Origin of the sequence: Pseudoalteromonas sp. SG44-8 (genome assembly GCF_014164125.1) — a bacterium.
Classification (GTDB): domain Bacteria; phylum Pseudomonadota; class Gammaproteobacteria; order Enterobacterales; family Alteromonadaceae; genus Pseudoalteromonas; species Pseudoalteromonas rhizosphaerae.
Window position 1 is genome coordinate 1 of the sequence record NZ_JACJEQ010000001.1, and the last position, 20,969, is coordinate 20,969.

Here is a 20,969-nt window from a genome sequence, read left to right on the forward strand (position 1 = left end):
GATTCCTGAGCTTTGCGACATCAGGTAAAACTAAACACTTAAATTTGTTTATAAAAACACCTTGTAAGAGTGTGCCCAACACGGTTCAATTTTACAACTTACAACTTACAGCTTACAGCTTACAGCTTACAGCTATATCATTTATTGCGGTTTTCTTTACTAAATGCGCGGATCTTACGTTTTTGCGAAAGAGTCACTTTATTAGTACGTCCTGCAAATGGGTTATCACCTTCTCTAAATTCGATTTTGATAGGCGTGCCCATAATTTTTAATGCTTTACGATAGTAATTCATTAAGTAGCGTTTATAGCTATCAGGTAAATCATGTACTTGGTTACCGTGAATTACGATACGTGGTGGGTTATAACCACCCGCGTGCGCGTATTTAAGCTTAACACGGCGACCACGAACCAGTGGCGGCTGGTGATCAGCTTGTGCCATATCCATGATACGGCGCAGCATAGCAGTGCTAATACGCTTAGTTGCTGATTCATAAGCTTCGTCAATTGACTCAAACAAATGACCAACACCTGTACCATGTAAAGCTGAGATAAAGTGTAAGCGTGCAAAGTCAATAAAGCCTAAGCGACGGTCAAGCTCCGATTTGATACGATCTTTCACGTAATCATCAAGCCCATCCCATTTATTCACAGCAATAACCAGTGAGCGGCCAGAATTTAAGGCAAAACCAAGTAAGCTTAAATCTTGATCCGAAATGCCAGCGCGGGCATCTACAACCAATAGCACAACGTTACAATCTTCGATTGCTTGGAGGGTTTTGATCACTGAGAATTTCTCAACCACATCACTGACTTTTTTGCGTTTACGTACACCAGCGGTGTCGATCAACACGTATTCTTTTTCGTTACGAGTCATTGGAATATAAATAGAATCGCGGGTTGTGCCCGGCATATCATAAACAATAACGCGTTCTTCACCTAATATACGGTTAGTCAGTGTTGACTTACCTACGTTAGGACGACCGATAATAGCAAGTTTTACTGGCTTATCTGCAAATGCTTCATGCGCTGTAGAATCTTCATCATCTTCAGAATATAAATCGATTAACTCGTCGTCATCGCCTTTACCATCATCATTTTGCGCACTCAGCTCTGCAAGCAAAGGCTGTAAGGTGTGTTCAAGTAACAAGGTAATACCACGGCCATGAGCGGCTGCAATATGATGTACTTCGCCCAGTGACAATTGGTAGAACTCAGCACAATTTGAGTCAGCATCAATACCATCAGTTTTATTGGCAACAACAAAGCTTTTCTTTTCTTGTTTACGTAAATGGTTGGCAATAGCTTGATCAGCTACTGTCATACCTACGCGTGCATCAACTAAGAATAATACGATGTCGGCTTCTTCAATCGCCAGTAGCGATTGATCAGCCATTTCGATTTCGATGCCTTCTTCAGAGCCATCAATACCGCCCGTGTCTACCACGATAAATTCATAGCCATCGTAATTAGCTTGGCCATATTTTCGATCTCGCGTTAAGCCTGGAAAATCGGCAACGAGTGCATCACGCGTACGTGTTAAACGGTTAAATAATGTGGATTTGCCCACATTGGGTCGCCCAACTAGAGCGATCACGGGAAGCATAAACTACCTCTTAAAAAAACAACAAAAGGCTTCGCATAGCGAAGCCTTAAAAAAATAAATTAACTATTAATAACTTATAGTTATTTAGCAAATTAGTCCGGTATTTTTACCGCACTAACTTCACCATCTCGGGTGTATAAAATCAGTTTGTCGTCAGCAACAATTGGCTCAATAAAAAAGCCTGAACTGTCGAAGTCTTCACGCGATACAAGTTCGCCTGATTCTTTATTCAGCCAATGTAGATTACCTTCTTGGTCACCCATGGCTAAGTAATTTCCTGCTACCGCAGGCCCTGTTAAGTACCAACCACGAAGGGCTGGCTGACTCCAGCGTTCAATGCCAGAGGTTTTATCTAATCCATAAACAACACCATTACTATCTACTACGTAAATAGTTTGGGTATCCATGGCAATTTCACGGTAACTGCTGTATTCGCGTTTCCAGACAACATTACCAGAGCGAATATCTACAGCTGCTAAGTTACCATTATAGGCAATAGCATACGCATAAGGACCACTGATCAGAGGTTGTGTATCAACATCGACTAAACGTTCGAATTCTGATGCGCCTTTTGCTGTAGCAATTTCAGCACTCCACGCAGAGTAACCACTATCAGAGATAAGTACACTTAACTTGCCTGTTTCAAGGCCAACTAATACACCGCCGTTAGCAACGGTCGGAGAGCTTTGTCCGCGTAGTGTTAATGCGGGTACTTCTTGCTCATGACTCCAACGCTCTTCACCGGTATCAGGGTGAAGGGCTAATAATTTACCTGAGCCTAGGTTAACATATATAAGGCCATCACCGGCAGCTGGTTTTGATAACACTTCACCGGGAACTTTTTTGCGCCAAACAACATCACCCGTTTCACGGTCAAGGGCAACTAAATAACCATGCTCAGAGCCGATAAAAATTTTACCATAAGCTTGTAAAATACCACCGGATAATTTTGCACTAATGTCGCTTTGCCATGGCCAAAAGGTCAAATTTTCGCGAACATCCGTCTCCCAAAGAGTATTACCGTTTTCAAGCGATAGCGCTTCGACTTTACCAGCGCGGCTTGCTACAAAAACACGGTCTTTATATACCGCCGGTGTTAGCCGAGAAAAGTAATGTTCAACACCGTCACCAATGCTTTCTTGCCAAATTACTTTGGTTTCAAACTGATTAACGATTTCAGGCAATACCAGTTTGTCTTCGTCATCGCTTGATGAACAACCGACTAAGGTTGCCATACATAGCGCTATGGTTGCCGCTGTTAATTTTTTCATGGTAACCCCTTACGCCGTTGGGCTAGTTACTGCTAAGTCATCAAGTTTGATTTGCAATAATGGGTTATTCTCCAGACCGCCCGCATCTGCAGCAGTCTGATAAGCGGTGCGAGCTTGATTTGCATCGCCTTGAGCTGTGTATATATCACCTTTAAGCTCAGCGACTGTTGCAGTGAATGAATCTGCAAGTTTAGCGTTAAGCGTTGTTAAAGCTTGGTCGTATTGCTGCTGTGCTATTTGCACGCGAGCTAAACGGGTGGTCGCCGTTGCTTTTAAATCTGCATTGGTAACATTATTCATTATCCAGCTGAGCTTTTCACTGGCTACATCAAGTTGACCTTTTTCTACGGCTTCTTTAGCAGCAACAAAGGCTGCAAGTGCGCTGTAGTTAGTATCTTTGTGCTCTGCGATAAATGTATCTGCCGAACCTAATACTTCGCCACCTTCAACCAGCTGAGTATATGCATCAGAGGCACTTTCAGCAGTTGTAATTTGATTTTGGTTATATGCTTTCCAGCCATACAGGCCACCTAAACCAAGCACTACACCTAGCGCCAGTGATACACCATTTTCACGAAAAAAACGTTTGATCGCTTCAGCTTGTTGTTCTTCTGTTGAATAAATATCCATTACTACCTCGTCTTTTTTAGCTGTTTATTAGCTCAGCTAAAAGCGTTTTAATTTGTTCTAATTCTAAGGTGACCTGTTCTTTACGCTCACGTAAATACTTAACTGTCACTACGCCTTGTTCTAATTCATCTTCGCCGATAATCAGTGCAACGAGTGCATCGCTTTTATCTGCGCGTTTAAGTTGTTTCTTAAAGTTACCGCCACCGGCATGGACCATGATACGTAAGCCAGGTACTTCAGCACGTAATTTAGCTGCGATAATAGGGGCTTGAATGCTGGCTTTGTCGCCCATCGCTGCCAAATATACATCAGCGTTGCGACGAATGTCACCAACACATTCCAATGCTTGTAACATTAACACTAAACGTTCCAGACCCATAGCAAAGCCCACAGCTGGCGTTGCTTTGCCACCTAATTGCTCAACTAAGCCATCATAACGGCCACCTGCACATACAGTACCTTGTGAGCCGAGGCTATCTGTAACCCACTCAAAAACAGTGCGGTTATAGTAATCAAGGCCACGGACTAACTTTTCATTAACCGTGTATATGACGCCTGCGGCGTCTAAACGTTCACATAAATTTTCAAAATGTTCTTTTGATTCAGCATCTAAGTGTTCAGACAGTTTTGGTGCATCAACTAAAACCGCTTGTACATCAGGGTTTTTGCTATCTAGCACGCGCAGTGGGTTGCTGTACATACGACGTTTTGAGTCTTCGTCTAGTGCATCAATATGTTGCTCAAGATATGCCACAAGTGCATCACGGTATTGCGCACGAGCTTCGTTTGAACCTAAAGAATTAAGCTCTAAACGAACATGTTCGCTGATGCCAAATTGTTGCCATAATTGCGCCGTCAGTAAAATCACTTCAGCGTCAATATCAGCGCTGGCAATACCAAAGGTTTCTAAACCAAATTGGTGAAACTGACGATAGCGACCTTTTTGCGGACGTTCATGACGAAACATTGGGCCCATATACCAAAGGCGTTGCTCTTGGTTATACAGTAAGCCGTTTTGATTACCAGCACGTACACATACAGCTGTACCTTCAGGACGAAGTGTTAAGCTGTCGCCATTATTATCGGCAAAGGTGTACATTTCTTTTTCAACGATATCGGTGACTTCACCAATTGAGCGTTTAAAAAGATCGGTTGATTCTACAATTGGAAAACGAATTTCTTGATAACCGAACGATGCTACTGTCTCGCGTAAGATGTTTTCTACTTTCTGCCAAACTTGGGTATCGCCCGGCAGACAATCGTTCATTCCACGTATTGCCTGAATTTGTTTTGCCACTGCTAAATCCTAAAAACTGTTTTTTGCGTAATAAAAGATGACTACACAACAAGAATGCTAAAAATTGACCCGTCATTATAGCGTTCTAGCTATAAAGGTAAACGGCAAACGGCTTTGTTTGCCGACTATATTGTATTTATTCGACGATTTTAATGTCGATAGGGGTCTGTTTTTCTTTTTGTGCGATAAAGTCGCGTACATAGCCTTCGAGTTGATCAACAATATTGTTGTTATCAATTCGGGCTTTTTGACGTTCGCCATTAATATAAAGGCCCGAGCGGCGATTTGCACCAGCTAAACCAATATCACTCACTAACGCTTCGCCAGGGCCATTGACCACACAACCAATAACCGATACTGATACCGGTTCGATGATATCTTCCAAACGCTCTTCAAGTTGGTTCATGGTACTAACCACATCAAACTCTTGACGTGAACAGCTCGGACAGGCAATAAAGTTAATCCCGCGAGAGCGAATGCGCAGTGATTTTAAAATATCAAAACCGACTTTGATCTCTTGCACTGGATCAGCCGCCAACGATACTCGCAGCGTATCGCCGATACCTTCGGCAAGTAACATACCTAAGCCTACAGCTGATTTCACTGAGCCTGAACGCATACCGCCTGCTTCTGTGATCCCTAAGTGCAGAGGTTGGTCGATTTCTTTAGCAAGTAAGCGATATGCTCCTACAGCTAAAAACACATCAGAAGCTTTTACTGATATTTTAAATTGATCAAAATCTAAACGGCGCAAAATATTCACATGGCGCATAGCTGATTCAAGTAACGCTTCAGGCGTTGGTTCGCCGTACTTTTCTTGTAAATCACGCTCTAATGAGCCGCCATTAACACCAATACGAATTGGAATGTTGTGCTCACGGGCAGCATCGACTACCGCGCGAATACGCTCTTCACTGCCAATGTTGCCAGGATTAATACGTAAACAATCAACACCATACTTTGCTACTTGCAAAGCAATACGATAATCAAAGTGAATATCTGCAACCAGTGGAATGGTGACTTGTTCTTTTATGCTTCTAAATGCTTCGGCGGCGTCCATAGTCGGCACGGAAACACGCACTATATCGGCGCCGGCATCTTGAATAGCTTGAATTTGTGCAACAGTTGCATCAACATCCATGGTATCGGTGTTGGTCATTGATTGCACTGCAATAGGGGCGCCATCACCGATCGGTACGTTACCCACATTGATGCGGGTAGATTTTCTGCGTTTAATAGGAGATTCTGAAAACATAGTGACTACTCTGTTAACGGTAAATTAAATTTAGCTAAACGATTTTTTGGGAAACTGGAAATATCAATCTTTTCACCGTCAAGAGTGATATCAACAGCTTGATGCTTACCAAGCACGATAGAAAAAGGCAGATGACCTGATACAGTCATATCATAACCCGCTTTTTTAACACCAAATGCCACTTTATCACCTTTACCGTCATGAATTTCAACCCAACTTTCTTCATTGAAATGCATAACTATGGTGCCAAGGCCATCATTTTGTGGCTCGCTTGACGCTTCGCTCGGGACAACGTCTAGTTCGGTGGTATCGGCTTGTTGCTCCATAATTTGCGCCGCAGTGGGGTCATCAATCGATTCATCAGGGCCAGCTTGTTCTAGCTGGCTGATTGACGCCACGTCAGGCTCTGCCTGTGCGACTGCAACTGTCTCTTCGGCAAAGCTATTTAAAGATTGCGTTACAACTTGTTCGTCAAGAGGGGTTGAATTTTGCCACCACCATAATGCGGATGAACCAATAACAATTGCCAGAATAACGTAACTCACCAGCATCAACCGACTATCATGGGCTTCTTTTTCTGTTCGTCTAGAAAAGCTTTGCATGTTGGTTTTTTTAACGGTTTCCTGAGGTTCAGGGAACAGCGCTAAAACGGCCGCAGTATCTAAATTAAAGGCGCGACAATAACTTTTTGCATAACCTTTAACAAAGGTAGCAGGGCCGATTAATTGGTGTTCGTCATTCTCAAGACGTTGTAATTGCAACACCGATAATTTTAAATTTTTTGCCAACTCTTCTAAGCTGACATTCGCTTGCTCGCGGCTACTTTTTAAAGTTTGGCCAAGAGTGAGCGTTGTTGATTCCGTATTTTCATCATTCATAATGAGTATGATTCAGGGTCCACTAGTAACAGTCTATGCCCAGGTTTAAGTGCAACATCCGGGCTTAATTTATTCCATCGCATTAACTGATCAATTAACAAGCGACGCTTGGTGGCAATACTATACAAAGTATCACCGACGTTAATTTCGTAATAAATGTTGGGATCGTTGAGAAAAATTTTCGTCCCATTGACCACCCGATCAGATTCTTTCAGACCATTCCATTGGAGTAATTTCTGTAGTTTAACATTGTATCGTACTGAAATGCTAAATAGGTTTTCACCATCTTGCAAAACATGGTAAGGCGTCGTTAATTGTGGGATCCGCGAATTTAGCAACGGTGCGTGAGTATTTTGTTGCGGATCTTGAAAACGGATTTCAGGTGTAGAGCTATATCCTGACTCTGCGAAGACGGCGGCGTTGCGTTTTGGCTGGTAAAAAACCACCTTTTCGTCATCCGTTAATTGCTCACTAAATTGTGCTTGGCTTGGGGTTGAAGCCTGGCTGTTATTTGCAACGGCTTGGCTATCAGTGGGCGCACCAAAAGAAACAATTTTTACACCATCTTGTGCTTTACTGCTGCGAGCAAGCGTTTGGGGAGGCGTTGCGGCAGTCGCTGTGGGCGCTGTTGCTAAATGCACAGTTGGTATTGCTAATGCTTTAGCAACTGCCTCCTCAGAGGCTAATGATGCAATGTCCGTCGCTTGAGTTGAAGTTACAGCTGGATTGTTTGGTGTTTGTGCGACCACCAGAGCAGACATTACTGCGGCAGGATCATTATTGTTTGCTGGAGCACTGATCTGTACAGCGGTAGTATCAACGTTTGTTTGCACTGGCGTTGTTATTGCTGTGGTACTTAAAGCCGCCAAAATACCACTCGTATCGACAGGTGTTGATACTGTTGCTTGGCTTTGCTGGCTACTTTGTGATGCGGTGCTTTGCGTTGGCGCAACCGGTGAGGTTAGCAACGCGGCAGTTAATTCATTGCTGCTTGCATTGTTATTTTTAACGGCCATTGTTGGCGTTGTGATACTTTGCGCCGACGTACTAGTTGCTGGCGCTTTTTTCTTTTTTACAATGCGTATTTTGGGTGCCGAGATCACCTCTCCCGCAGGGCTATTTGCTTGTAGCTCATCTAATTTTGCTTGGCGGTATTGCGAGCGCAGTATTTCAAACTCACTACGTTTGATTTTTTGCTCGCGAATGATCCCCGCTTCACTTGAGGTTGGGTAGGTTTGCAATATCATTGCCGCAGTGGTTTCGGCTTTTTCAATGTGGCCCATGCGCTGCTCAACTAAATAGCTTAATAGCAATGAGCGAGACGATACTTGACCACTATTCTCATAACGCTCGAGTATTTCTTTTGCTCTATGTAAATCACTTTTAGCGTAATACAAAGCGGCTAAACTGATCAGTGATGAGGCACGCATTGAACTGTGATTAATGGCCGATTTGAAATATTTTTCAGCGTTATCAAAATCATCAAACTCAATGGCGCACAGAGCTAAATTTTCATAACTTTCTGCTACTCGTATATAACTTGGGATGGCAATGGCTTTGAGTAGTTGTTCTGTGGCGCGGTCGTACTCGTCAATACCGCATAAAAATACCCCGTAGTTATTTCGGGTATTAGGATCATTGGGATCAATTTTTATTGCTTTTTGATAGGCTTTATCGGCTTGTACGTTTTCGCCGACTTGTTGGTAATAATAAGCAAATGAATAATGGACTTCAGGAAGATCAGGAGAGAAAGACGCGGCGCGTTCGAGGTTATACTTTGCTTGCGAGCTATTACCAGTGCTTAAATATTCTAATGCTAAGGCTATTCGGGTACGTGCTGCGCCGGTATTATTGATTTTATTTTCAACGACTGGTTTGTCATTGCCATCATAACTATTTTCAGTTACACACCCAGTTAAAGCGAGTGCACTGATAGTTAAAGCAAGTAAAGATCGCATTACTTCTTCTCTTTATTATTGTCCATGCACCTATATTACCGAAAAGCCCTTATCTTGCATCATTTATTTAAAAATAAAGCAGCGCTAAGGGCTTTTGATTCACGACAACAGATTATGCTTGGTGGATATTAACCGCAATCGCATTATCGTCGCGCATTTTCTTTTTCGCTAAACGTTTTGTACGGTCAACTACATCACCAACTAACTGGCCGCAGGCCGCATCAATATCATCACCGCGAGTACGACGAACAATACAGGTAATACCTGCTGCTTGTAGCACTTTTGAAAAGCGGTCAATACGGCTGTTACTAGAGCGTGTATATTCGTTACCCGGGAATGGGTTAAACGGGATAAGGTTCACTTTAGATGGTGTGCCTTTGAGTGTTTTAACTAATTCATGGGCTTGATCTGTGCTGTCGTTAATACCATTTAGCATCACATACTCAATGGTCACATCTTTATTGGCTTTAGAGCCATCAATGTAACGACGACACGCCGCTAAAAACTCTTCAATTGGGTATTTTTTATTGATTGGCACTAAAATATCACGTAATGCGTTATCAGGTGCGTGTAGAGAAATAGCCAATGCAACGTCGATTTTTTCTTTCAATAAATCAAGTGCAGGCACCACACCAGAGGTACTTAAAGTAACGCGGCGTTTAGATAAACCAAAACCCCAATCGTCCATCATTAATTCCATTGCCGGAACTACGTTTTTAAGATTAAGCAATGGCTCGCCCATGCCCATCATAACGACGTTGGTGACCGGACGCTTTTCACTGTTGCCATCAAGGCCTATGTCTTTGGCCACACGCCAAACTTGGCCGATAATTTCAGATACTTTTAAGTTACGGTTAAACCCTTGCTGCGCTGTTGAGCAAAATGTACATTCAAGCGCACAACCAACTTGCGATGATACACACAAGGTGGCACGTTCTTTTTCTGGGATCCACACGGCTTCAACTTCTTGGCCGCCTTCAAGTATCAGCGCGTACTTGATTGTACCGTCACTGGCTTGTTGGCGTACGGTGATTTCAGGTGCGACAATTTCACATTCCGCTTTAAGTTTTTCTTTCAGCTTTTTGTTAACGTTGCTCATTTCGTCAAAGTTATCAACGCCAAAATGATAAATCCATTTCATCACCTGATCGCCACGGAATGGCTTTTCACCGAACGATACAAATAACTCGCGCATTGCATCTCGGTTTAAATCTAATAAGTTAATCTTTTTTTGCTCAGTGGTCATGAAACAACCTTAATCAGTGACGGTAGTGATAAAAATTTACAAAGGCGAATTGTACACAATTCACTCACTTTAATCATTAAGTAAAACATCATAAATTAGATAATTAATACTTTAACTAATGACTAAAAAAGGGCTCGAAAGCCCTTTTTACTTTTGCTTAGCGCGTTCGAATTAACGAGTACGTGGGCAAAGCTCTTCGTCTGCGAAGAAGTACGCGATTTCGCGAGCAGCAGATTCAACAGCGTCTGAACCGTGAACAGCATTTTCGTCGATGCTATCAGCGTAGTCAGCACGTAAAGTACCAGCTAGTGCTTCAGCAGGGTTAGTAGCACCCATGATTTCGCGGTTTTTAAGAACAGCGTTTTCGCCTTCAAGAACTGTAACCATTACTGGACCAGATGTCATGAAAGATACTAAAGCACCAAAGAAAGGACGCTCGCTGTGTTCTGCGTAGAAACCTTCCGCTTTCTCTTGTGAAAGGTGAACCATTTTAGCTGCAACGATTTTAAGGCCAGCAGTTTCGAAACGGTTGTAGATAGCGCCGATGTGGTTTTTAGCAACTGCATCAGGTTTTACGATTGAGAAAGTACGCTCTAAAGCCATCTTTATGCTCCAATAATTTTTAAGTAAAAGTGTGAATATTAACGGGCGCGAATTATACGCGTTTTAGTAGGCAATGCCTAGTTTTATTAAAAACTAGCTTGATGACAATTGTGCGATTTATAAATAACCGTGGACCGAGTATAGGAAATAGGGCTTTATTAGCAGGAAAATTATTACTGTGTCGTAATTGTTTCATAAATTTGAGTTGTAATTAGAAAATTGAATATCTTAAAAAGGAAATAATAATGAAAAAGTTATTTGTGATTGTGCTGTTAGCCAATTTTATTACAGCGTGTGGTTCAGACAACGAGGCTGCATTAGAGTGCCCGCCTACAGCTATTGCAATTGATATAAATAAGATTGAACTAGCGGTTAATGGTGGTGAGTACCAAGCGAATACTTTAATTTCTTATGATAAAGTTGACTTATCATTTGAAGCTTCAGGAGCCAATGTTTACAGCGACGGTAACGAACTTGATGAAGGCAAAACTTATGCTGAAAATTGCGTAACTTTGCCTGTTGTTATTCCGGCTAATAATAAATTAACTAAGCTTAATATTTATTCGTCCGCTGACTTTAGTGCTGATTTAACATCTGGCAGCAGTTTAAATGATGTGTTTAGTGTCATTGAATTTAATATTGAGAACAGCCAAGAAGCTATTACAGTTGCAAAAGTGCAAGAGTCACTACCCGTTATGATGCAAAGATACTTTAATTTTACGCTCAATACAGCGCCTGAATTTGAAAGCAGCCATGTGTTTTATATCGAAATAAGCTTAGATAATGGCAAGCAGTTTTTATTACAAACACCTGAGGTGTTACTTTCTAAGTAACTCTTTGGTGATAGCTTGTAAGAACGATTGGCTGCAAGGTTTAAATGCCATTGCAGCTAATTAACATGTGCTCCCATCTACCTTATTGGATTATCTGCAGTTTGTAGACTGAAGCGGTCGACATATTGTTCTAACGAAAAAGTATCTAGGCAAAGATTACAAAAATGTAAAAAGTAACCACTTTAACTATTCACTTAGGCTCGCTTTGTTGCTGCCAGATATACTTTTTTAAAACAACTAAAAGCTGAATAATCAGCAGTCATGCCCCGCCTTTGTGACGGAAGAATTGATGAGCAATGTTTTCATTATTTTGATTATATTTAAGTTTATCTTAGTGGAATTGGTATTTTCATTTTCTTTTTAGGTAAAAAATTCTTATCCATCACAGAAAAAGAAATATTTTAACTCTTTTTGAGCTAGAAATAGTTATATTACGTACAATAGTATAACTAGCTTTAAGCTACACTTTTTTTATATTGTTTAGTCGTTTTCATTTTATTAGATACGTTTTCTGGCTAAAAATGTATACCGTGCACACTAAATAACTAGGGTAACATATGTTTTTTAACCAATCTTTTAAAAATAAAATTGCCGAATTAGAAGGCATGCTTGCTATTGGCGAGCAGGTAAAGCAAAGTCTAGAGAGCGAAATGCTTGTTCTAGAGCTCGATAAACAGGGCCATGTGAGCAGACAGAACACTAATTTTGAACGCGAATTTAACTATTCAGATAGACAGTTATTGGAGCAAAGTGTACTTAATTTTATACCTGAAAATGCCAGACAAAATCCTGATTTTAACTCATTTAAAAAAGCGATAAAGGACTGTAAACATTGGGCTGGGGCAATTCAATTTACACACCAAGATGGAAAACGCGATTGGTTGCGTAGCATTTTACACCCAATAACCGATCAGCATGGGCAGTTTATTCATCTTACTTTGCACTGCACTTTGTTAACACGAACCATAGAAACTTCCCGTGAAAATCAAGATTTAATTAAAGCACTGCATCGCTCTACAGCTGTGATTGAATTTGACACCAATGCAATCGTATTAAGAGCAAACGATAACTTTTTAAAAGGTATGGGTTATTCTGAGCGAGAAGTAGTCGGTCAACATCACCGTATTTTTTGTGAGTCGGATGAAGCCAATTCAGCCGGATATGATGCGTTTTGGAAGCGATTACGCAAGGGCGAATACATCGCAAGTCGTTTTAAACGCATTGATAAATATGGCAATACTGTATGGTTAGAAGCGTCTTATAATCCTATTTTTAATGAGGCGAATGAGCTTTATAAAATAGTTAAATTTGCCACTGTGATCACCGAACAGGTAGAAAGAGAGCAGGCTATTGCAGCTGCTGCAAGTATTGCCCATAGCACATCAACAGAGACCGACAATATCGCCGATCAAGGTGCGCAAGTAGTACAACAAACAGTACAAGTTATGAATGAATTAGCCGTTCAAATGGAGCAAGCCGGCAAAGAGATTTCAGCACTAGATAAGCAGTCTCAGGTTATAGCAAATATAGTACAAAGTATTAGTAGCATTGCCGACCAAACGAATCTTTTAGCGCTTAATGCCGCGATTGAAGCAGCCCGAGCGGGCGATCAAGGCCGTGGTTTTGCGGTAGTTGCCGATGAAGTTCGCCAATTAGCTTCAAGAACCAGTAAAGCAACCGAAGAGATTGTTGATGTGGTACAACAAAATCAAAGTTTAACGCAATCAACAGTGGCGGTTATTGAACAAGGCAAAGTTAAAGCACAACAAGGCTTAGAGCTGTCCAACGAGTCTGGCATTGTAATGAGCAAAATTAAAAAAGGTGCGCAACAAGTCGTTGATGCTGTTAGTCAGTTTGCAAACCAGCTCGGGAGTAAAAATTGATTTAACGAGCAGAAGGATCCTGCTAGTTGATTACAGTCTTTTATGATCTTGATCAAGGTTGCGGTTAATCGTAATCCTTATACTTGCGCGCTTTATTTACCTTAACTATTCATGCAACCGACTTGTACTCGGTTCGATGTATGGAGCGCACATGCCGTCAGCCACTAATACCTCAGAGTTTTTTTCAACTAAACCATTTATCCCAGAGTTATTGTCACCAGCAGGCAATTTAAAAAACATGCGTTATGCCTTTGCTTATGGGGCTGATGCGGTGTATGCCGGGCAACCTCGTTATAGCTTGCGAGTGCGTAATAATGAATTTGATCTGGAAACGTTAAAAATAGGCATTGATGAAGCGCATGCGCTGAATAAAAAGTTTTATGTAGTATCAAACATTGCCCCGCACAATGCCAAAGTGAAATCGTATTTACGCGATATTGAACCGGTAATTGCTATGGGGCCAGATGCGCTGATCATGTCAGATCCGGGTTTAATCATGCTAGTACGTGAAAAATGGCCTGATATGGCTATTCATTTATCAGTACAAGCAAACGCAGTTAACTACGCAAGCGTACAGTTTTGGGCGAAGCAAGGTATTGAACGGGTGATTTTGTCCCGCGAGCTATCACTTGAAGAAATAAGTGAAATTCGCACGCTTTGCCCAGAAACAGAGCTAGAAGTATTTGTACATGGCGCATTATGCATGGCGTATTCTGGCCGTTGTTTGTTGTCAGGTTATATTAATAAACGCGATCCAAATCAAGGCACCTGTACCAATGCATGCCGCTGGGAATACGATGTAAAACCGGGTGTTGAAAACGAAACCGGTGAAATGGTACATAAATTTGATCCTCAGCAGATTATTCCTACTCTTGGCGACGGCGCACCAAGTAACGATATTGTTATGCTTGAAGAGCAAGGCCGCCCAGGTGAATATATGCCCGCTTTTGAAGACGAGCACGGCACTTATATCATGAACTCAAAGGATTTACGCGCCGTGCAATACGTAGAGCAGCTTACAAAAATGGGCGTGCATAGCTTAAAAATAGAAGGCCGTACTAAATCGTTTTATTATGTTGCGCGTACAGCACAGGTTTATCGTAAAGCAATCGACGATGCCGCAGCAGGAAAACCATTCGACGCTGATTTATTTAAAACATTAGAAAACCTAGCCCATCGCGGTTACACCGAAGGCTTTTTAAAGCGCCACGCCCATCAAGATTATCAAAACTACGAATACGGCCATTCAGTTTCTACCAAGCAACAATTTGTTGGCGAAGTATTAGGGCGAAATGCCACTGGTTTAGTTGAGATTGATGTTAAAAACAAATTCTGTGTGGGTCATTCATTAGAGCTGATGACCCCTAAAGGTAATATTAGCTTTACCCTTGAATGCATGGAAAACAAAAAAGGCGAAAGTATTACCGATGCTAAAGGTTCAGGCCACATAGTAAAAATTCCACTGCCTGATACTATCGATTTAGAGCACGCCATACTTATGCGCAACTTGGATGAAAACCAAGACACCCGCAATCCTTTCAAACAAGCTGTTTAACGGGTAAATCATGGCATTACTAATAAACAGCAAATGCATTAACTGCGACATGTGCGATCCAGAGTGCCCTAACGAAGCCATTTATATGGGCGCTAAAATTTACCAAATCGACCCTGCAAAATGCACTGAATGCGTAGGCCATTACGACAAACCCACCTGCGTGAGTGTATGCCCGATAGATTGTATAAAGCCCGATCCGAATCATCGTGAAAGTATAGATGAACTGGCCGAGAAGTATGTAAGGTTGACGGGTTAAAAAGCACTGCCCATTATTACCGAAAAATTTAAACGCTTTATAGATAAGTTTATGGCAGTTTTTAAATTTTGCAGACAGTGTCTGCAAAATTTAGCTGGTTAACTCTTACCTTTCTCTTTTAACCATATACATCTAACTGCATTGATCCCCTACTGAATTGTAGCGCATTTAGACTTTAAGAATTCTAAAAATACTTTTACCTTTTCTAGCGGGTATTTCCTGCCTGCATAAAATGCGTATAACACCAGATCTTCTGGTTCATGGTCGAGTTTAATATTGATCAATGAGCCGTTGTCTATATCTTCTTGGCATGCATGAGTGGGTAAAATGGCATAGCCGAGTCCTTTTAGTGCAGCGGCTTTGGCCATGTTGCCACTGTTTACTTTAAAATTAGATTTTACTTGCACTGCTTGTTGTTGTTTAAAACGCCAAGGCATACCTTGCAGTACTGATAAGCTAGTAATACAAGGAACTTTACTTAACTCATCTAGCGAGCGAGGCGGTGGCGCATTGTTTATCAGTTGTGGCGCGCCAACAATGCAACTGGGCCAGCGCAGCAGTTCTTTAGCAATCCAACCTGAATCGTCCAATGGCCCACGGCCAAAGCGTAGCACCAGATCAAATCCCTCTAACAAGCCTTCGGTTGGATTTAATTGCGTATCGCAACTTAGTTGTATTTGTGGATGCACAGAGCAAAACTCTGCGCTTATTTCGGCTAAAAAAGGCAGATCAGGCATGATGATTTTAAGGTGCCCGGCAAGAGAATCACCATACACAGACACCTCTTCTAGCGAGTCATTCATTGCTTGTATCAGTGGGGTGATAGATTGATAAAGTTGTTTTCCTGCAGCCGTTGCAATCATTTTTCGGGTGGTACGTTGTAATAACCTTAAATTAAGTTGCTTCTCTAATAACGCGACATGGCGGCTAACATTAGATGTAGGCAATTGCAGTTGTTCGGCTGCGAGTTTAAAGCTCAGTTGTTCATATACGCACTGAAAGCTGAGTAACCACTGAAGTTCGATTTTATCAATCATTAATTAACTCAAAATATGGGATTAATAACGCAATTATTACTAATTTATCTTAAAAAATGACTTTGTGATAATGGTTATTCAGTTAATTATTGAGGTAAAGAATATGAACAGCAAGCGAATTGCCTTTGTGGGTGCGGGCATCGGGGGAATAGCGCTGGCCATTCTTGCAGCACGAAAAGGTTATCAGGTGAGCATATTTGAGCGCGATAGTGAGATTTCTTCTATAGATGCCGGGGTAACGTTATGGCCGAATGCAATGTTTGTGTTACAGCAAATGGGCTTGGATAAACATATCCAAGCGCTGGGCGGTATGCCTTTGTTTATGCGTCTGTGTGATCAGCATGGCACGGTGCAAAGTGAATTTGATATTGCAAAAGTAAATACACTCAGTGGTTTTTCTAGTATCAGTATATTGCGCCGTGATCTTATGAGTGTGTTGGGCCGCACATTAGCTGATTTAGGGGTAAACATACATTTTAACAGCGCAATAACCGTATCAGAGATTGCTCAACTAAAACAAGATTTTGATTTAGTTGTGGGTGCTGATGGGCGGATGAACTCGGTGGTAAGGCAATTCTTATATGCTGAAAAAATCACTCCTCAGTATCAGGGGTTTATTAATATTATTGCTATTAGCCAGTTAAAACCGGGCACTTTAGATAATGTGATCCATGATTTTCGCGGCAGTGGCGAGCGCTTTGGTATTGTGCCTGTTAAAGCTGACCTTTGTTATTGGGCTGCCGGGTGGAGTGCAAATATTGATAAAGCGCGGCCGCTATCTACTTGGTATGAAGAAATGCACCAACGTTTTTTAACTTGGCCAGATGCAGTACAGCAGGTGCTTAAGTCTTATGATGAAAACTCACTGAAGCGAATATTTGTGCACGATATTGACCGTTTGCCATATTGGCATCAAGGTAACGTACTGATTATGGGAGATGCGGCTCATGCTCCTTTACCTACTTCAGGGCAGGGGGCATGTCAGGCGCTAGAAGATGCTTGGCATCTTGTACGGGTGTTAGAAAAGTATGATGATTTAGAGCACGCCTTAACGGCTTTTTATCAACAACGTATAGATAAAACCTCAGCCTCTCAACTTGTTGGTCGGCAAGTTGCGCAGAAAATTTTTACTACAGCAGCTGACACTAATGAGACCCCAGCGCTAGGTATTTGTGCTCAGCAGTTAGTAACGTTATGGATGCAAGGTTTGAGTAATTAACCAATCGAGCTCTGTTATTTAGGTATGAGCAAGGCTACTTATGAGGTGGTTATTTGTTCGCTTATTCAGTTACTTGTAAGTTGTGGTTAACAATCCATTAAGTCTGGCTGTGTACAATTGCCGCCTTTACAATTGTTAACCAGTAATGGACTCGTACATTCAATGTCAACCTCAACGTGTTACTCGCCTTTAGCAGCATCGCTGCGTTTTTCAGTTATTAGTTTATCGGTTTTTAGTGCTATGAATGCGGCGGCTGCCGAGCAATTAACAGGCACTCAAACAGAAAAAGATATGGAAGTGATTGAAGTGCGAGGTATTCGCTCTAGCATGGCTGAAAACTTAGCGGTGAAGCGTTTATCGAGTTCTGTGGTTGATGCCATTACCGCTGAAGACATTGGTAAATTCCCTGATAAAAACGTGGCTGATTCATTAGCCCGTGTGCCGGGTGTAGTGATTGAACGTGAAGGCGGTGAAGGATCAACGGTAAGTATTCGTGGTTTATCGTCTGATCTTACTTACACGCAGTTAAATGGTAATTTTATTGCCTCGTCACCAGGGGAGCCATCTCGTTCATTTGATTATGCTTTACTCCCATCAGCGATGATCGCAAGCGTTGAAGTATTTAAATCACCTGAAGCGCGACTAGATGAAGGTGGCGTGGGTGGTACAGTGTTAATGCGTAGCCGCAAACCACTGGATATGGATGCTAATTCGGGCGTTTTTAATGTTGAAAGTACTTATGCAGATGTAACGGAAGATTATGAACCGCAGTTTACTGGTTTGTATTCATGGAAAAACGATAGCGATAGCTTTGGTTTTTTACTTGGCTATACCCGTCAAGAACGCACCAACCGTACGCTATCTGGTGGCACAGATGCCAATGTTTGGCGTTACACAGGTCAGCAAGCCGTTGATATAAATGGTAACGAGGTTGATAACAGTAATGACTGGGGCGCAGTGACTGATGCCAACGGGCAACGTTATGAGAATATATGGTTTCCGCAGGTGGTGCGCAGCTCTGTTGTGAATGAAAAACGTGAACGTGAAGGCATGCAGTTTTCGACTCAGTGGCGACCAACTAATCGCATTGAACTAGGTTTTAATTACTTTGGCTTTAGTTTAAAGCAACAACGCAGCGACTCGATTGTTGATATGCCGGAATGGGCGTTAAATCCTGACTTTTTAACAGGTATTACACTTGATGAAAGTGGCACAATTGTCAATGGCATGGACTATAGTGCCATGGCCAGTGGCGTTGAAAAAGATATGCAATTGCCGTGGTTGCGCGGCAGTTATGTGGATGAAGAGTCAACCTCTGATACTTTTGATTTTAACTTAAGCTATGAAGGCGATAACTTTACAGCACGCTTTGTCGTCGGTAAAACTAAAGCTAAAGGCGGGCCAAAAGAAAGTTGGCAAGCAGCGTATAAAAGCTCAAACGCGGGTGAGGGGCAAAGTAATATTGAGAACGCCTCGCAAAGTGCCGCTTGGTCAATCAGTGATGACCGTATTTCGATGCTGATAGACCCAAATACACTCAATAACTTACTCGCAGGTGTTGGCGGAGGTCGTGATGCAGGATCATCGAACTCAAGTTTTGTACGTAGCACCTTAGAAGAAAAGTACTACCAAGGCGACGTTGATTTTTATGTTGATTGGGGCATATTGACCACCATTCGCACTGGTGCAAAATACCGCGATGCATCACTGCATCGCGAAACGGGCAACAACTTTTTCCTTGATCCGAGTTTTGATATTGCCGCAGGCGAGGCAAGCGCAGGGGGTATCACGCAATTTGATAGCTATCAATGGAATAATGGTATGCCACAGGCACAAGATGTGTTTAATGTGGAAGGTGAAAGCAATATTGCTGGTGGCTTTAATATCAATTTAATGCCAACTATTAATTGGGATAAATATCGCGATTATATTTACAGCAACTACGTGCCGTATACTCGAATTGAAGATAACTTTGTCTATGATATTGCCGAGCAGATCAGTGCGTTTTATTTACAAGGTGATTTTGAATACAGTGATATACGCGGTAATTTTGGTGTGCGCGTTGTACAAACCAAGACTCGCAGTGCTTCAACCGATCTCTATACCTTTTTATTGGATGAAACCGATGACGAAACGGGCGAGCAAATCACCGGTGATGATCGTTTAGTTGAGCAATACCAGTTGATCACGCAGCAAACAACAGGCACCCACGTATTGCCGAGTTTAAATATTGCGTGGGATGCCAGCGATGATGTGGTGATCCGTGGTGCGCTTGCTAAAGTGATGTCGCGCCCCGATTACGGCGATTTGGGTAGTCAACAGCGTATTACTTATGTGTCGGACGAATGGGCAGATGATCGCGCCGCTTTTAATGAACAACCCGGTTTTAGTGGCAGTGGTGGCAATAAAAATTTAAAAGCGTTTGAGTCAGTACAAGCCGATTTATCTCTTGAGTATTACTACGCGCCAGGCTCTGCATTAGGTGTTGCGTTATTTCATAAACAGGTCGATAACTTTATCGTGCCACTGGTGATTGATTCACAGCGTGAATTTGCAGGGCAAGCAGGTCTTGTTGATGCTGGTACTATTAGCATTTCCCCGTATAGCACCGTAGGTAATGGTACTGATGCGGTATCAAAAGGGGTGGAAGTGTTTATTCAACACGCCTTTGATAGTGGCTTTGGTATTTACGCAAACTACACGTATAACAACACCAATCAGGCCGATGTAACAGTTGCAGGTGAAAAGTTAGCAGAGTCGCCATTAATAGGCAGTGCTGACTATCAATATAACACCTCCGTTTATTATGAAGGGGATAGTTTTAACATTCGCGCTTCGTACAATAAACGAGGTGAAACGGTGCTCGGTATTAACAGTGGTTTAAATGTCTACCAAGACCCATACCAGCAAGTAGATGTAAATGCAGCATATAACGTTACCGATAACTTAAGCTTTACCGCAGCGGTAATTAACTTAACGCAATCGGAGTCGGTAACACGTTTGGGTAAAGATACCGATGCGAGGCTACTTAATACTAGTTATTCAGGCCGCCGTTATTATGCTGGGATTAATTACAGCTTTTAATTTGAAAAGTACCGGCTTTGCTCACGGTTGAGCACTTGCTGTACATCAACACTCGCCAATGGTTGGCTAAGATCACGACAGATCTCGCCATTGGCGATCAGCGCGAGATAACGTGAGCAACAAACTCTTAAAAAAGAGGTGAAATTGCTCACGTCATGTTTTGCTTGCAGGGATTCGCGATACAGTTTACAAATCATCTGATTAATACTCATGTTATCGCGTGCGGCAATTTCTTCTAAAGTGTGCCAAAAAAACTGCTCTAACCGAATTGAAGTGACAACACCATCAATACGTAAAGACTTCGTTTTATTACTCCATAATTCACTGTGAGCATTTATAAATAATTGGCACATGACCTTT

General features: G+C 42.0%; 17 protein-coding genes. 6 read left to right on the forward strand and 11 right to left on the reverse strand.

Annotation, left to right across the window (positions count from 1 at the left end):
* Positions 1–137 precede the first annotated feature (137 nt).
* The 9 genes from der to ndk all read right to left on the reverse strand — a co-directional run bounded on the left by der (position 138) and on the right by ndk (position 10,742).
* A complete protein-coding gene (gene der, locus H5163_RS00005; protein ID WP_145239710.1) occupies positions 138–1,604 on the reverse strand; it encodes a ribosome biogenesis GTPase Der in 1,467 nt (488 codons plus the stop codon).
* Positions 1,605–1,696: 92 nt separating this feature from the next.
* On the reverse strand, positions 1,697–2,875 hold the full coding sequence (gene bamB / locus H5163_RS00010; RefSeq protein ID WP_182733851.1) for an outer membrane protein assembly factor BamB: 1,179 nt from the start codon (positions 2,873–2,875) through the stop codon (positions 1,697–1,699).
* A 9-nt stretch (positions 2,876–2,884) separates the two neighbouring features.
* The gene (locus tag H5163_RS00015) at positions 2,885–3,505 is read right to left on the reverse strand and encodes a tetratricopeptide repeat protein (RefSeq protein ID WP_145239705.1); all 621 of its coding nucleotides are present in this window, start codon (positions 3,503–3,505) and stop codon (positions 2,885–2,887) included.
* Positions 3,506–3,521: 16 nt separating this feature from the next.
* Positions 3,522–4,802: a histidine--tRNA ligase gene (hisS, locus tag H5163_RS00020; protein ID WP_145239702.1), complete on the reverse strand. Its 1,281-nt coding sequence runs from the start codon at positions 4,800–4,802 to the stop codon at positions 3,522–3,524.
* A 136-nt stretch (positions 4,803–4,938) separates the two neighbouring features.
* Positions 4,939–6,057, reverse strand: coding sequence for a flavodoxin-dependent (E)-4-hydroxy-3-methylbut-2-enyl-diphosphate synthase (ispG, locus tag H5163_RS00025; protein WP_145239699.1), 1,119 nt, complete (start codon positions 6,055–6,057; stop codon positions 4,939–4,941).
* A gap of 5 nt (positions 6,058–6,062) precedes the next feature.
* Entirely contained in the window at positions 6,063–6,935 is an 873-nt protein-coding gene (locus tag H5163_RS00030; RefSeq protein ID WP_145239694.1) for a RodZ domain-containing protein, read from the reverse strand.
* Positions 6,932–8,893, reverse strand: a complete 1,962-nt coding sequence (gene pilW / locus H5163_RS00035; protein ID WP_182733853.1) for a type IV pilus biogenesis/stability protein PilW — start codon at positions 8,891–8,893, stop codon at positions 6,932–6,934. Before pilW ends, H5163_RS00030 begins: the two co-directional genes overlap by 4 nt.
* 112 nt (positions 8,894–9,005) lie before the next feature.
* The gene (locus tag H5163_RS00040) at positions 9,006–10,139 is read right to left on the reverse strand and encodes a bifunctional tRNA (adenosine(37)-C2)-methyltransferase TrmG/ribosomal RNA large subunit methyltransferase RlmN (protein WP_145239689.1); all 1,134 of its coding nucleotides are present in this window, start codon (positions 10,137–10,139) and stop codon (positions 9,006–9,008) included.
* A 171-nt stretch (positions 10,140–10,310) separates the two neighbouring features.
* Complete coding sequence (ndk, locus tag H5163_RS00045) at positions 10,311–10,742, reverse strand: nucleoside-diphosphate kinase (RefSeq protein WP_008111339.1); 432 nt, start codon at positions 10,740–10,742, stop codon at positions 10,311–10,313.
* A 245-nt stretch (positions 10,743–10,987) separates the two neighbouring features.
* Here ndk and H5163_RS00050 point away from each other — a divergent pair, with 245 nt between their 5' ends.
* The 4 genes from H5163_RS00050 (at position 10,988) to H5163_RS00065 (ending at position 15,269) form a co-directional block, all read left to right on the forward strand.
* Positions 10,988–11,575, forward strand: coding sequence for a hypothetical protein (locus tag H5163_RS00050; protein ID WP_182733855.1), 588 nt, complete (start codon positions 10,988–10,990; stop codon positions 11,573–11,575).
* 557 nt (positions 11,576–12,132) lie between these two features.
* Positions 12,133–13,458, forward strand: a complete 1,326-nt coding sequence (locus tag H5163_RS00055) for a PAS domain-containing methyl-accepting chemotaxis protein (RefSeq protein ID WP_182733857.1) — start codon at positions 12,133–12,135, stop codon at positions 13,456–13,458.
* Positions 13,459–13,609: 151 nt separating this feature from the next.
* Positions 13,610–15,013 (forward strand): tRNA 5-hydroxyuridine modification protein YegQ, encoded by a 1,404-nt coding sequence (gene yegQ, locus H5163_RS00060; protein WP_182733859.1) that lies wholly within the window; start codon positions 13,610–13,612, stop codon positions 15,011–15,013.
* 10 nt (positions 15,014–15,023) lie between these two features.
* Positions 15,024–15,269, forward strand: coding sequence for a YfhL family 4Fe-4S dicluster ferredoxin (locus tag H5163_RS00065; protein ID WP_082355570.1), 246 nt, complete (start codon positions 15,024–15,026; stop codon positions 15,267–15,269).
* A gap of 149 nt (positions 15,270–15,418) precedes the next feature.
* Here the strand turns inward: H5163_RS00065 and H5163_RS00070 are convergent, their stop codons facing one another.
* On the reverse strand, positions 15,419–16,306 hold the full coding sequence (locus tag H5163_RS00070) for a LysR family transcriptional regulator (RefSeq protein ID WP_182732107.1): 888 nt from the start codon (positions 16,304–16,306) through the stop codon (positions 15,419–15,421).
* 103 nt (positions 16,307–16,409) lie between these two features.
* Between H5163_RS00070 and H5163_RS00075 the strand changes: the two genes are divergently transcribed.
* Together H5163_RS00075 and H5163_RS00080 are read left to right on the forward strand one after the other, a co-directional pair.
* Entirely contained in the window at positions 16,410–17,525 is a 1,116-nt protein-coding gene (locus H5163_RS00075; RefSeq protein ID WP_182733861.1) for an FAD-dependent monooxygenase, read from the forward strand.
* A gap of 162 nt (positions 17,526–17,687) precedes the next feature.
* The gene (locus H5163_RS00080; RefSeq protein ID WP_182733863.1) at positions 17,688–20,609 is read left to right on the forward strand and encodes a TonB-dependent receptor; all 2,922 of its coding nucleotides are present in this window, start codon (positions 17,688–17,690) and stop codon (positions 20,607–20,609) included.
* Here H5163_RS00080 and H5163_RS00085 read toward each other — a convergent pair.
* A complete protein-coding gene (locus H5163_RS00085) occupies positions 20,606–20,962 on the reverse strand; it encodes a ribbon-helix-helix domain-containing protein (protein ID WP_145242060.1) in 357 nt (118 codons plus the stop codon). The genes H5163_RS00080 and H5163_RS00085 overlap by 4 nt on opposite strands.
* Positions 20,963–20,969: the final 7 nt, after the last annotated feature.

Bases quoted from the DNA above. Each gene is read 5' to 3' on its own strand.
- ispG (WP_145239699.1), bottom strand. From the start codon at position 6,057: ATGTTTTCAGAATCTCCTATTAAACGCAGAAAATCTACCCGCATCAAT.
- ndk (WP_008111339.1), bottom strand. From the start codon at position 10,742: ATGGCTTTAGAGCGTACTTTCTCAATCGTAAAACCTGATGCAGTTGCT.
- der (WP_145239710.1), bottom strand. From the start codon at position 1,604: ATGCTTCCCGTGATCGCTCTAGTTGGGCGACCCAATGTGGGCAAATCC.
- H5163_RS00030 (WP_145239694.1), bottom strand. From the start codon at position 6,935: ATGAATGATGAAAATACGGAATCAACAACGCTCACTCTTGGCCAAACT.
- H5163_RS00085 (WP_145242060.1), bottom strand. From the start codon at position 20,962: ATGTGCCAATTATTTATAAATGCTCACAGTGAATTATGGAGTAATAAA.
- yegQ (WP_182733859.1), top strand. From the start codon at position 13,610: ATGCCGTCAGCCACTAATACCTCAGAGTTTTTTTCAACTAAACCATTT.
- H5163_RS00065 (WP_082355570.1), top strand. From the start codon at position 15,024: ATGGCATTACTAATAAACAGCAAATGCATTAACTGCGACATGTGCGAT.
- H5163_RS00055 (WP_182733857.1), top strand. From the start codon at position 12,133: ATGTTTTTTAACCAATCTTTTAAAAATAAAATTGCCGAATTAGAAGGC.
- H5163_RS00050 (WP_182733855.1), top strand. From the start codon at position 10,988: ATGAAAAAGTTATTTGTGATTGTGCTGTTAGCCAATTTTATTACAGCG.
- pilW (WP_182733853.1), bottom strand. From the start codon at position 8,893: ATGCGATCTTTACTTGCTTTAACTATCAGTGCACTCGCTTTAACTGGG.
- H5163_RS00075 (WP_182733861.1), top strand. From the start codon at position 16,410: ATGAACAGCAAGCGAATTGCCTTTGTGGGTGCGGGCATCGGGGGAATA.
- H5163_RS00015 (WP_145239705.1), bottom strand. From the start codon at position 3,505: ATGGATATTTATTCAACAGAAGAACAACAAGCTGAAGCGATCAAACGT.
- H5163_RS00040 (WP_145239689.1), bottom strand. From the start codon at position 10,139: ATGACCACTGAGCAAAAAAAGATTAACTTATTAGATTTAAACCGAGAT.
- H5163_RS00080 (WP_182733863.1), top strand. From the start codon at position 17,688: ATGTCAACCTCAACGTGTTACTCGCCTTTAGCAGCATCGCTGCGTTTT.
- bamB (WP_182733851.1), bottom strand. From the start codon at position 2,875: ATGAAAAAATTAACAGCGGCAACCATAGCGCTATGTATGGCAACCTTA.
- H5163_RS00070 (WP_182732107.1), bottom strand. From the start codon at position 16,306: ATGATTGATAAAATCGAACTTCAGTGGTTACTCAGCTTTCAGTGCGTA.